Here is an 11,956-nt window from a genome sequence, read left to right as displayed (position 1 = left end):
ACGAAAATCTGTTTGTTTCATGGGACGAGATTACCACACCTTTTAAAATCAAAAAACATGCCGGACATCCTCTAAGCGATCAAGGTTTAAGCCCATAAGAAAGACGTTCTTCATATAATTATGTAAACTTTGAGATCTTATATACGCTGATATGGCAGGCTCTTCGTTGCGGCAATGTGGAAGTTGTTTCTCCTGTTCATTGAGTTTAGCTGCAGCAGGCAGTGAAATTTCTTAAGAATATGCTGATAATATGATTTCACAAGAAAATCTGGCTGTAAAAAAAGAGGCCTCTGCATCATGCAGAGGCCTCGTCACTATATTTTTGTCCTCGGAAGAATCCCTAATTAACGGGCAGCTTCCATCCAGCGCCGCAACACGGAAACCGGATGCAGACAATCCTTGCCGGAACCGTGCTTGATCTGGACACGGCAGGTGCCGCACTCCGAAGCGGCCACGGGAGCCGGACTTTTGCGTACGGCATCAAAGAGGGCGGAGCCCACCTGCATGCCGATGGGATACTTTTCCTTTTTGAAACCATAGCTGCCCGAGATCCCGCAGCATCCGGCATCGGCATTGCTGACATGCATGCCGGGCAGAGAGCGGAGCAGGTCGAGGCCGGGCAGGCCGTTGCCTTGGGCACGCAGATGGCAGGGGGCGTGATAGATGAGCTCGGAAGGAACCACGGAACTGTCCACAGTTTTTTCGGGCAGACGCAGTTCTCCCTTATCCACGCAATCCAGCAGGAAAGCCTGAGCATCCAGCAGAGTAGTGGAGACGCCATCGATCATCAGGTCGGGATAGTATTCCGGCAGATCGGAGGAGAACATCAACGCGCAGCTGGGGCAACCGGTGATGACCGGGATGCCTTCCTTGCGCCAGCGTTGCAGTTCCGCGATATTCTTTTTGGCATTGGCGCGAGCGTCGTCCCAGAATCCGTTGGCGACCATGGGCAGACCGCAGCAGACGAATTCCTCGGGAACGATGACATGGTAGCCAGCCTGGTTCAGCACCCACACAAGGTCGAGCCCGGTCTGCGGATCATAGACATCCAGATAACAGCCGGGGAAGAGGACGACATACTTGTTGGTATGGGGCTGCCAGATTTTTTTCAGCTGCTGCCGGAAACTCTTTTCGGCAAAGGCCGGCATGGGAGCCTTGGCGGAGATACCCAGCTTGTCCAGTGCAAAGCGGGTCACGGGATTGAGCATGCCAAAGTTCTTCAGCTTAGCAGGCACGTAGCGCAGCAGCTTGGCCATAAGTTCGCCGTGCCCAAGGATCCAGTCCCGCAGGGGCGGACGCTTTTTGCGGCACTGCTCGGCACGGGCCATCATGTTCAGGCTGGAGATCGGGACGCCCTGGGGGCAGGCGATATCGCAGTTTTTGCAGTTGGCGCAATAGTGCAGGGATTCTTCTTCGGCAAGACCCAGCAGGCGGAAACGCTCATAGGCGGGACCGATCATGCGGGGGCCAAGGAAGTTCGTGGTGGCCTGGGCCACCGGGCACTGTACCACACAGGTGGTGCAGGCGATACAGGCATCAGGATTGGGATGTTTGAGAGCCATCATGCACCTGCCTTACACACATTGGGCGGCATACCAGGCCGTGGCAAGGGCCACGCCGTTACCGCTTTTTTCAGTAGCGAAATCATAGCCGCCCAGCGAGCGGCCCACAAAACGGACATTGTCCAGCAGCACCGAGCCTTCCTCAGAACAGGGACGCAGCTGTGCACCGACGCGGACGCGCAGGGTAGCGAAGGCATGGCGGGCAAAGACGTTTTCTTCCGACCAGTCAGAAGGATCGGCGGAAGGCATCTCGCCATTTTCCAGGCAGAGCGGCAGCTGGAAGATGCTTTCCTGCATCTTGCCGGGCTCCGCTTCGAATCCGTCGCCCATGAAACCACCGGTAGCCACGATGATCTGATCAGCAGCATAGACGTGTTCGTGGTCGAGACCGGAGGTGATCACACCGCGGCAATGCCCGTCCGCGACGTCGGCACGGATCACCGTCGTATTTTCCAGCAGCGTGACATCCAGCTCGCGCAGGGCATTCAGCAGACAGGTGCGCAAACGCAGACCACTGACTCCCGGAGGGATGGAAAGCATTTCCACCACCGGGCAATCCAGCAGCTCCACCAGTTTTTTCCAAAGGAAGTTGCGCACGCCGCACACAGGCGGCAGCAGGATGAGGTCCTGTCGGCCGCAGGCTTTTTTCAGGGCATCGGCCAGCCAGAAGACCCCTTCGGGACGGTCCACATAGCGGGCCAGATCCAGAGCCGTGATATTGCGGTGCGTTTTGCCCAGGGGCGAGGGCAGGACGACTTCGGTGAACTCGATGCTCCTGAGAGCAGGATAACGGCGGAACTGCTTGATGATCAGATTGGGCTGACAGTCGCGCAGGCCCTCGATGGTGACCACGGCAACTCGTTTGGCCTTCAGCAGCAGATCGCCATCGGCGCTGGCCGGGCACAGGCCGCTCGGCTTAAGGGTGCCCATGATACTGGGGACAAGGCGATTGCTCTCTTTCATGGGCAGCAGGGACAGGCCCTGAGCGGCACAGATTTCTTCCAGGAAAGAGCAGGCTTCGGCCACACGATCACGTCCCAGCAGGCGATAGGGATGGGCCTCGGGCAAGGATTCGATGGCATCCAGCGGATGGCCGGAAACAGCTTGGCCGTTGACATAGCCCAGGACGTCCACGCAACCGCTACCGATGGCCAGCGCTCCCACGCCCCGGGAAAGGACAGTGACCTTGCGGCCGCGCCGGGCAGCGGCAAGGGCCGCCACAAGGCCGGACATGCCGGCGCCGATAACCAGGACGTCGCTATTTCTCTTGTTCATTGCCGGCTCCATCCAGATTGAGGGTGGCCGCATAGATGGCACGCCCCAGTTCGATTTCTTTCAGCTGCTTGCCCCACAGGGCCGGGCGCAGACCACGCCAGCGTTCCTGCAGGAATTGGGAGACGTCTTCCGTGGGGGAGAAGGCCAGGGGAACATTGCGCTCGGTCAAAGCGCCGATGGCGCGCAGGGAGCAGAACGTGCCCTGGCAGGTACCCATGCCCAGACGAGTGCGCAGGCGGACATCATGCAGGGAGTGGGTGGCAGGGTCGCGGGCCACATATTCCACTTCAGCCATGCTGACCATCTCGCATTCGCACAGCAGTTCGTTGTCCTTTTCGGATGCGGCCTTTTCCACCACATCGGCAAACGTGCTGCCCAGACGGTCGGCAGCAAGGACGGCGCCATTGAGCGGGAAGACCTTGGCGGCTTTTTGCATCAGCTCGGGGGAGGGATCCGCCATGATGGGTTCTTCCGCCGTACGGCACGGCTCGTTATTGCCGAGATAGCGGCAGACCAGATCGCTCATCCGTTCCGCCATCAGGCGGTAGGTGGTCAGCTTGCCGCCGAAGATGCTGCCCATGCCTTCCAGGCCGTCCTGCTTGTGGTCCACGATGTGGAAATTGCGGCTGGCGGCACGGCCTACGGCATTGTTGGGGGTGTAGAGCGGGCGCGTACCGGCAAAGGCACGCAGGATGCGGTACGAGCGCAGATCGGGGAACAGGGGCTCGCCGATATCCAGCAGACGCAAAACGTCCTCGGTCGTGGGCGTATTGTTGTCCGGGCGGTCGGTAGGCGTCGACGTGGTTCCCAGGATGGTGATGGAACCGTGCGGGACGAAGATGTCACCGTCGGAGCTTTTATGCAGGCGGTTGACCACGCGCGACGTGAAGCGGTGGTTGAAGACGATCAGCGTCCCGCGGTCGGGCGACACGCTGACATCCAGACCGGCCAGCTGGGCGATCTGTCCGGACCAGGAACCGGCGGCATTGACCACGTATTCACAGGCGATGTCCAGTTCTTCGCCGGTGATGCGGTTGTGGGCCGTGACGCCCGTGACCTTGCCGTTGCTCTGCTTGATGGCGATGACTTCGTGGTAGGTGAGGATGTCACCGCCGTAGCGCCGGGCACACAGGGCATTGTGCCAGACCAGACGGAAGCCGTCGACGCAGGAGTCCGGCACGCGGTAAACAGAACAGATATTGGGAGCCAGATTGGGCTCCAGCCGCCGTGCTTCGGCCACATCGATGCGCTCGGCGGAGATACCCGCACGGGCACAGGCTTCGACCCAGCCGGGTTCGAAGGCCGGGTCGTCCAGTTTGGTACGGACGAAAAAGCCTTCGGTCTCTTCCACACACTGCTTGCCGATGCGGCGCAGGATCATGTTTTCTTCGATGCATTCCCGGGCGGATTCGCTGTCACTGACAGCGTACCGGGCGCCGCTGTGCAGCAGGCCGTGGAAGCGGGAGCTCGTGCCGTGGGCCAGCCCCCCCTGTTCCAGCAGCAGGGCGGGCACGCCGCGCATGCTCAGGTCGCGCAGAATGCCGATACCTGTCGCACCACCGCCAATGATGATCACTGTGGTTTCTTTCACGCTGTCCTCCGCTCACAGGAGCGACAATTATAGCTTTGGAATCTTCGTTTGCGAAAGTTATACGGGGAAGTTGTCCCTTTCCTCTACTTACAGGACATTGTTGTGTCAAGATGGGCAAGAGGCGTGAAAAACGCCGCTTGCAGCAGGCCATCGGCCTGTGTAGAATCCCGGCACGGCGGCGGGTGCCGGACGGGGGCGCCACAGTTTTGCCGTCATTTTTTTCATTTTTGAAACTTGGGGGACACGGCATGCGGCTTCCTGACAAACGTTGCATCGTTCTGGACATGGATGGTACCATCTATATGGGGGACAATCCCATCGAGGGGGCCGTGGCCTTTGTGCAGCGGCACTGGGAAGATGTGGACTTTTTCTTCCTGAGCAACAATACCTCCAAGGCACCGGAGACCTACATCAAAAAGCTGAACGGCATGGGTATCCCCGCCCGCAGGGAGCAGCTGCTCTCGCCGGTGACGCCGCTGGTGGCTTTTTTGAAGACGGAAGGCATCCATACGGCGTATGTGGTCGGCAACCGGGATTTCGTTTCCGACCTGCGCCAGCGCATGCCCGAACTGAAGCAGCAGGAAGAAGGCGCACAGGCCGTCATCCTGGCCTATGATACGGAACTGACCTATGAAAAACTGTCACGTTCCGCGCTGCTGCTGCAAAAGGATGATGTGCGCTTCCTGGCCACGCATCCGGATCTGGTCTGTCCCTCTCCGGAAGGCCCCCTGCCGGACGTGGGCAGCTTTCTGGCCCTGTACGCCACCGCCACAGGCAGGAGACCGGAGCGCATCTTCGGCAAGCCGGATGCGACCCTGCTTTCCGGCCTGCTGCAGCGTTATGCGCCGGAAAACATGCTGATGGTGGGCGACAGGCTGTCCACCGACAAGCTGCTGGCCGAGAACGCCGGCATCGATTTCCTGCTGGTCCTGAGCGGAGAAGCCCGGCGTTCCGACCTTCCCGGACTGGAGCGCCAGCCGACCCTGGTGCTGGATCACCTGGGACTGCTTGACCAGTAGGCCGCAAGAGGCAATAGTAATAAAAACGTCCGGCAGCATTCTTCGTAGTCGCAACCCCCGGTATGCCTATGGCCCATACTTCTTTCTTTTTCGATCTTGACGGCACCATCACCGATTCCAAGCAGGGCATCATCAATTCCGTCCTGTATTCTTTGAACCATTTCGGGATCAGGGCCAGTGCAGACAGCCTGCTCTTCTTCATCGGTCCGCCGCTCAAGCAGTCCTTTGCCCGCTATTTTCCGGGAGACAGCGCCCGTGTCGCACTGGCGGTGGAAAAATACCGCGAGTACTTCCGGCGGCAGGGGATGTTTGAAAATCAGGTCTATCCCGGGGTGCCCCAGATGCTGGAGCGTCTGATCGAGCAGGGACACCGCATCCATCTGGCCACATCGAAGCCGGAGGTGTTCGCCCGTCAGATTCTGGATCATTTCCAGTTGAGCCGTTACTTCTCCTTTGTGGCCGGTGCCGAGCTGAACGGGGCCCGCAACGACAAAGTCGATGTGCTGCGTTATGCCCTTCAGGAAACGGGCGCGGATGTGTCCCATTCGCTGATGGTGGGGGACAGGTTCCATGATGTGGTCGGCGGCCATGCCGTGGGCATGAAGACCGTGGGCGTGCTGTACGGGTACGGGAGCCGTCAGGAACTGGAGTCCGTCCATGCTGACTATATCTGCCAGAGCATGACGGATCTGCAGACGACTTTGCTGGCCCTGGGGGCCGAGATGCGCCACTAGGGCGGGACGCTGTCTTAAGTGGATGAAAAAAGGCCGCTGCTCCTGTGACAGGCATCAGTTTACGAAGAGGAGATTTTTCGCGGTAAAGGCCTGTTACGAGCATTCGCATGAGAAAGAAAAAGCCCGGTATCACAGGATACCGGGCTTTCTTATCGTATGGGGTGTATTGCCGGCGGCTGGCCGGGGCCGGTCAGCCGGCAGGCAGGAGCGGGACTAGTTGATGTCCCAGTCCAGGCCGAAGGTGTCGTGCAGGATGCGCACGGCCAGTTCCACGTACTTTTCCTGGATCAGGATGGTGATCTTGATCTCGGAGGTGCTGATCATCAGGATGTTGATGCCTTCCTGGGTCAGGGCGGAGAAAGCACGGGCGGCCACGCCGGAGTGGTTGCGCATGCCGACACCGATGGCGGAGACCTTGGCCACATTGACGTCGGAGACCACGTCGGTGGCGCCGGTGCGTTCCTTCACTTCTTCCATGATGGCCAAGGTCTGCTTGAGATCCTTGCGGGAGATGGTGAAGGTCATGTCGGTATGGCCGTCAAGGCTGGTGTTCTGGACGATCATGTCCACCAGCACGCCCTTTTCGGAAAGGGGGCCGAAGATGGCGGCGGCCACGCCGGGCACGTCGGGAAGGTCGTGCAGGGTCACACGAGCCTGGTCCTTATCATAGGCAATGCCGGAAACAAGAACAGCTTCCATGCTGGAGTCCTCCTGGGTAACGAGCGTGCCGGGGTCGTCGGAAAAAGTGGAGCGGACGCGCACAGGCACTTTGTACTTCTTGGCAAATTCCACGGAACGGATGTGCAGCACCTTGGCGCCCATGCTGGCCATTTCCAGCATTTCTTCATAGGCGACACGATCCATCTTGCGGGCGCTGGAGCAGATGTTGGGGTCGGTGGTATAGACGCCGTCCACATCCGTGTAGATCTCGCATTCAACCGAACCCAGGGCGGCAGCCAGGGCAACAGCCGAGGTGTCGGAACCGCCGCGGCCCAGGGTGGTGATGCGCTGGGACTCCGTGCACCCCTGGAAACCGGCGACCACCAGCACGTCGTATTCATCCAGATAGCTGCGCAGGCGCTGGCTGTCGATGGATTCGATACGCGCATTGCCGTAGTCGTCATCGGTAATGATGGGGATCTGCCATGCCAGCAGGGAACGGGCGCGGATGCCCGCGTCTTTGAGCAGCATGGTGAAGAGCGCGATGGAGACCTGTTCCCCGGTGGAGACCAGAGAATCACATTCCGCCGGGTCCGGAGTGGAGGACCACTCGGAGGCCAGGGCCAGCAGACGGTTGGTCTCGCCCGAACGGGCGGAAAGCACGACCACCATCTTGTAGCCCTTGTTCAACCCGGCCTGCACTTTTTCGCGCACTTTCTTCATGCACTCCAGGTTTGCCACTGAAGTGCCACCGAATTTTTGAACTAAGATTTTCATGCCAGATTCCATTGATGCACCTGTCTCACGAAAAAAGGGGCAGATCCGTCCGGGAGCCGTGCCGTCCGGATGTGGTCCAGGCTGTATGCAGCTCCTGAGCCAGAGCCTGAGACGCCTGCCCATGCGCCATTACCGTCAGGAATCGTCCCTTTTCGCATGACTCCAGCCGGATGTCCAGAAATTCCTTGGGAAGGGCCGCTTCGGGGATATACTGGGCCCATTCCACGATGCAGATGCCTGCATCGGCGTCCAGCGCGTCCCAGACTTCGTCGGGAAGGGAGGCCGGGCAACGGTAGAGGTCGCAGTGCAGGACAGGCGGGCAGGTGGGATAATTGTTGCAGATGGTGAAGGACGGACTGGAGATCTCGGCCTGGTCGCCACCCGGCAGGGCCGCGACCAGGGAGCGCGTCAGGGTCGTTTTGCCGCTGCCCAGATCTCCTTGCAAAAGCAGGGCGCGCACCTGGGGGGCGTTTTGCATCATGCCGGCCAGCAAGGTGCCGAGGCGGGCGGTATCGTCCAGGGATTCGAGCACAAAGGTAAAGGCATCCATAGCGGGGGTATCCGGTTAAAGTGTCATGGCCTGGGGCAGGGCATCGGCCAGTTCGCCGGCCACATTGCCCCGGTGGGGATGGGTACGGGCCAGTATCCGGCCGGCAGCGGCATGCAGCGCCACTGCCAGGCAGGCGGCCTGATGGGCCGCCCGGGGGCTTTCCTGCAAGCGAGCCAGCAGGGCCGCGGTACAACCGGCAAGCACGTCGCCGGAACCGCCCATGGCCAGCTGGGGGACATCCAGGGGGCTGAGGCCTGTGGGGCAGTCCCGCTGGCCGACCAGCGTCCCTGCGCCTTTGAGGACGATAGCTGCGGGGACGGCTGCGCAAAGGGCCTTCAGGGCCGCCATCCTGTCCTGCTGGACAGCACTGCCCGGGCAGTGGAGCAGGGCGGCGGCCTCGCCGGGGTGCGGCGTCAGGATGTCTCCGGGGCCAAGGGCCGCCAGCAGAGCGGGATCCCCTGCCAGCAGCATCAGGGCATCGGCATCGAATACACAGGCCGGGCGTTCAGGTTCTTTCAGGAGGGCTGCCAGAAACGCATGGCTGTCTTGTCCTCGTCCCATGCCGGGGCCGATGACTAGGGCCCGGCACTGGTGGAGGCGTTGCCGCAGGTCGTCCGGGAGCTGGGAGGGCCAATCCCTGTTTCCGGGATCGCCCAGGGGCAGGGTCATGATCTCGGGCCAGCCCATGCGCACCTGATCTTCACCGGCGGCGGGCATGGCTGCCGTGACCAGGCCGGCACCGCTACGCAGCGCCCCCCGGGCGGCCAGATGTCCGGCACCGCACATGCCGGGGCGTCCTCCCATGACGAGGATATGCCCGTAGGTGTTCTTGTAGCTCGCGGCCGTCATGGCAGGCAGCAGGGTCAGGGCATGGCCGTCCAGAAGGCGGAAAGAGCAGGGGCCTTCTTCCCGGACTTTGGCAGGCATGGCGATGGGGCCCACATGGCATTCCCCGGTATACGGACGGGCCCACGGCAGCATCAGGCCGGGCTTGGCGGCGGCAAAGCTGACCGTCATGTCCGCTTTGACAGCCTCGGGACAGGGCAGGCCGCTGGTGGCATCCAGGCCCGACGGTACGTCCAGGGACAGGATCAGCGGCCGGGGAGAAAGTTCGTTCACGAAGGAGACCAGACGTCGGGCGTCGTCGCGCAGCTGGCCGGAAAACCCCGTGCCCAGCAGCCCGTCCACCAGGATGTCGGGATGGGGGAGGGGCGTCTCCGTCAGCGCGGCCACCGGAAGGAAGGGGACGCCACATGTCAGGGCCGTCCGAAGATGATATGCCGTTTCGTTCCGGTAATGCTCCAGCGGCCGGGTATGGAAAACATGCGGGCAGGCTCCGGCATCAAGCAGATAACGGGCAAGGCAGGCGGCATCGCCGCCATTGTTGCCGCTGCCCATGAGCAGCCAGACCTGCTTCCCCGCAAGCCGGGGGCACAGGGCGCTCAGCTGGCGGAACGCCGCGGCCGCGGCATTTTCCATCAGGATCTCCGGCAGGATGCCCAGTTCCACGGCCTGCTTGTCCCACTGCTGCATTTCGTGCGGCAGGGGCAGCGGCGGCAGTGCGGACCACCATTCCCCGTTCATCGTCAGGCCTCCAGTACGACAACCGCGGCTGCCGTGGTTCGTTCATGCGTGATGGATACATGGATATGGCGCACGCCCAGCTGCCGGGCACGCTCCAGGGCCGGGCCGGTAAAGCGCAACTCCGGTTTGCCCGTCGGCGTGGGCAGGATCTCGATGTGACGTGGGCCGATCCCCAGGCTGAAGCCGCAGCCCAGCGCCTTGACGGCGGCTTCCTTGGCAGCCCAGCGTCCGGCCACGAAGGCGGGACGCAGCTCCGGGCAGGCCTCCTGTTCGGCAGGTGCCAGGATCCTGGCTGCGAAACGTGCCCCATGGCGTTGCAGGGCCCGTTCCATACGCCCGATATCGGTCAGGTCCATCCCCAGTCCCACCAGCATGTCCGCCCCCGGAGTTGAAGCTCAGGAAAAAAAACGCTATACTGCGCACTCAATCGATTTGTTTTGACGTTATCACTGTCGGGCGTCAAGAGCGCCCCAAGGGAGAAAACATATGAAATTGTGTATCGTCGGCACCGGCTATGTGGGTCTGGTGAGTGCTGCCTGCTTCGCTGAAATGGGCAACTCCGTGACCTGCATCGATGTCAACAAGGATGTTGTGGCCCGCCTGAATGCCGGCTCCGTGCATATTTTCGAGCCCGGCCTGGAACCCATGGTGCGCCGCAGCCATGCCGATGGCCGCCTGAAGTTCACCACCAGCCTGGCGGAAGGTCTGGTTGGCGCTGATTGCGCCTTCATCTGCGTGGGTACCCCTCCCGGAGAAGACGGTTCCTGCGACCTGCACTACGTGGAGCAGGTGGCCCGCGAGATCGGTCGTACCATGGAAAACGACCTCATCGTGGTGGACAAGTCTACGGTGCCGGTGGGCACTGCCGACCGTGTGCGCGCCATCATCACCGAAGAACTGGCTGCCCGCGGCAAGAATTTCGACTTCGAGGTGGTCTCCAACCCCGAGTTCCTGAAGGAAGGCGACGCCATCTCCGACTTCATGAAGCCTGACCGCGTGGTCATCGGCACCTCGTCGGACAAGGCCGCCGCCACCATGCGCGAACTGTACGCGCCCTTTGCCCGTACCCGTGACAAACTGATCGTCATGGGCATCCGCAGCGCTGAAATGACCAAATACGCCGCCAACTGCATGCTGGCCACCAAGATCTCCTTCATCAACGAGATCGCCACCATCTGCGAGCGTGTGGGCGCCGACGTGCGCGACGTGCGTAACGGCATCGGTTCTGACAGCCGCATCGGCTACCAGTTCATCTATCCCGGCGTTGGGTACGGCGGCTCCTGCTTCCCCAAGGACGTGAAGGCCCTGATCCATACGGCCGAAGCCGCCGGTATGGAGCCCAAGCTGCTCAATGCCGTGGAAGCCGTGAACGCCCGCCAGAAGCTGCACATGGCCGAGCGCATCAAGGAATACTTTGCGCCGCAGGGTGGTGTGAAGGGCAAGACCCTGGCCCTGTGGGGCCTGGCTTTCAAAGCCAACACCGACGACATGCGTGAAGCCGCTGCCATCAACATCATCAACGCCCTGACCGAAGCCGGCATGAAGGTGCGGGCTTTCGACCCCGTGGCGGCCGATAACGCTCGCCGTATCTTCCAGGACAACCCCCTGGTGGAGATCGTGGACGATCAGTACGGCGTGTGCGATGGTGCCCAGGCGCTGCTGGTGGTGACGGAATGGAACCAGTTCCGCAATCCCGACTTCGATCGCATCAAGTCCCTGCTGACCGCGCCGCTGCTCTTTGACGGCCGTAACCTCTACTCGCCCGCCGCCATGGGCAGCCGTGGTTTCGCCTACTTCTGCATCGGCCGCCGTCCCGACTAGGCAACGAACCGACCCAAGACCAGAGGAGGGCCTGTCCTGTAAAGGGCAGGCCCTTTTTATATGTGCAGGGGCGGCTTGCGGAAAGCTGACTGCGTTGGAAGCCTGCAAAGGGTTGGGCGGGATGCCATGCTTATGGAGCGTCGAACAAACGGCAGGATCTTTGGCTGGTACGGGGAGGACGGTCTCTTTCTCTCTATGAGAAGTATCCCCTGAGGGCGAGCCATAAAAATCCCTGGCAGTTTCCTGCCGGGGATCTGTTTATGGGCTTTAGCCTGTTGAGCGCCTGACAGGCGCGAAACAAAAAAACACCCGCTATGCGGGTGGAGACAATACGTTATACACACAAAAACACCTTTCCGCTACGATGAAGTTGTTCAAGCCCA

Annotated in this window: 10 protein-coding genes; 3 read left to right on the top strand and 7 right to left on the bottom strand. The window is 61.1% G+C overall.

The annotated features are described in order from the left end of the window. Positions 1 to 344: 344 nt before the first annotated feature. From HF854_RS11145 to glpA, 3 genes are read right to left on the bottom strand one after another with little or no spacing between them, the layout of a single operon-like run. Positions 345 to 1,565: an anaerobic glycerol-3-phosphate dehydrogenase subunit C gene (locus HF854_RS11145; RefSeq protein ID WP_240937741.1), complete on the bottom strand. Its 1,221-nt coding sequence runs from the start codon at positions 1,563 to 1,565 to the stop codon at positions 345 to 347. A gap of 9 nt (positions 1,566 to 1,574) precedes the next feature. Next, a complete protein-coding gene (glpB, locus tag HF854_RS11140; RefSeq protein ID WP_168936350.1) occupies positions 1,575 to 2,837 on the bottom strand; it encodes an anaerobic glycerol-3-phosphate dehydrogenase subunit GlpB in 1,263 nt (420 codons plus the stop codon). Next, a complete protein-coding gene (glpA, locus tag HF854_RS11135) occupies positions 2,821 to 4,428 on the bottom strand; it encodes an anaerobic glycerol-3-phosphate dehydrogenase subunit GlpA (protein ID WP_168936349.1) in 1,608 nt (535 codons plus the stop codon). Before glpA ends, glpB begins: the two co-directional genes overlap by 17 nt. A gap of 248 nt (positions 4,429 to 4,676) precedes the next feature. Here glpA and HF854_RS11130 point away from each other — a divergent pair, with 248 nt between their 5' ends. Together HF854_RS11130 and HF854_RS11125 are read left to right on the top strand one after the other, a co-directional pair. Continuing rightward, a complete protein-coding gene (locus HF854_RS11130; RefSeq protein WP_168936348.1) occupies positions 4,677 to 5,447 on the top strand; it encodes an HAD-IIA family hydrolase in 771 nt (256 codons plus the stop codon). Positions 5,448 to 5,515: 68 nt separating this feature from the next. After that, positions 5,516 to 6,181 carry an HAD family hydrolase gene (locus HF854_RS11125; protein ID WP_168936347.1) on the top strand — a complete coding sequence of 222 codons (666 nt, stop codon included), beginning with the start codon at positions 5,516 to 5,518 and terminating at the stop codon, positions 6,179 to 6,181. 213 nt (positions 6,182 to 6,394) lie between these two features. Here the strand turns inward: HF854_RS11125 and HF854_RS11120 are convergent, their stop codons facing one another. The 4 genes from HF854_RS11120 to HF854_RS11105 are packed head-to-tail and all read right to left on the bottom strand — an operon-like array spanning position 6,395 to position 10,126. Continuing rightward, positions 6,395 to 7,618 carry an aspartate kinase gene (locus tag HF854_RS11120; protein ID WP_168936346.1) on the bottom strand — a complete coding sequence of 408 codons (1,224 nt, stop codon included), beginning with the start codon at positions 7,616 to 7,618 and terminating at the stop codon, positions 6,395 to 6,397. Positions 7,619 to 7,643: 25 nt separating this feature from the next. Next, complete coding sequence (tsaE, locus tag HF854_RS11115; protein ID WP_168936345.1) at positions 7,644 to 8,168, bottom strand: tRNA (adenosine(37)-N6)-threonylcarbamoyltransferase complex ATPase subunit type 1 TsaE; 525 nt, start codon at positions 8,166 to 8,168, stop codon at positions 7,644 to 7,646. Positions 8,169 to 8,183: 15 nt separating this feature from the next. Beyond that, positions 8,184 to 9,752, bottom strand: coding sequence for an NAD(P)H-hydrate dehydratase (locus tag HF854_RS11110; RefSeq protein WP_168936344.1), 1,569 nt, complete (start codon positions 9,750 to 9,752; stop codon positions 8,184 to 8,186). A gap of 2 nt (positions 9,753 to 9,754) precedes the next feature. Beyond that, a complete protein-coding gene (locus HF854_RS11105) occupies positions 9,755 to 10,126 on the bottom strand; it encodes a holo-[acyl-carrier-protein] synthase (RefSeq protein WP_168936343.1) in 372 nt (123 codons plus the stop codon). Between the two features lie 112 nt (positions 10,127 to 10,238). Between HF854_RS11105 and HF854_RS11100 the strand changes: the two genes are divergently transcribed. After that, positions 10,239 to 11,573 carry a UDP-glucose dehydrogenase family protein gene (locus tag HF854_RS11100; RefSeq protein WP_168936342.1) on the top strand — a complete coding sequence of 445 codons (1,335 nt, stop codon included), beginning with the start codon at positions 10,239 to 10,241 and terminating at the stop codon, positions 11,571 to 11,573. Positions 11,574 to 11,956 lie beyond the last annotated feature (383 nt).

The organism is Desulfovibrio piger, assembly GCF_012843875.1.
GTDB lineage: Bacteria > Desulfobacterota > Desulfovibrionia > Desulfovibrionales > Desulfovibrionaceae > Desulfovibrio.
Note: the sequence above shows the minus strand (reverse complement) of the source record. Positions and strands in the feature narration are given on the sequence as shown.

Coding starts and splice junctions, on each gene's coding strand:
- HF854_RS11145 (WP_240937741.1), bottom strand. CDS start 1,565: ATGATGGCTCTCAAACATCCCAATCCTGATGCCTGTATCGCCTGCACC.
- HF854_RS11110 (WP_168936344.1), bottom strand. CDS start 9,752: ATGAACGGGGAATGGTGGTCCGCACTGCCGCCGCTGCCCCTGCCGCAC.
- glpB (WP_168936350.1), bottom strand. CDS start 2,837: ATGAACAAGAGAAATAGCGACGTCCTGGTTATCGGCGCCGGCATGTCC.
- HF854_RS11105 (WP_168936343.1), bottom strand. CDS start 10,126: ATGCTGGTGGGACTGGGGATGGACCTGACCGATATCGGGCGTATGGAA.
- HF854_RS11125 (WP_168936347.1), top strand. CDS start 5,516: ATGGCCCATACTTCTTTCTTTTTCGATCTTGACGGCACCATCACCGAT.
- tsaE (WP_168936345.1), bottom strand. CDS start 8,168: ATGGATGCCTTTACCTTTGTGCTCGAATCCCTGGACGATACCGCCCGC.
- HF854_RS11100 (WP_168936342.1), top strand. CDS start 10,239: ATGAAATTGTGTATCGTCGGCACCGGCTATGTGGGTCTGGTGAGTGCT.
- HF854_RS11130 (WP_168936348.1), top strand. CDS start 4,677: ATGCGGCTTCCTGACAAACGTTGCATCGTTCTGGACATGGATGGTACC.
- HF854_RS11120 (WP_168936346.1), bottom strand. CDS start 7,618: ATGAAAATCTTAGTTCAAAAATTCGGTGGCACTTCAGTGGCAAACCTG.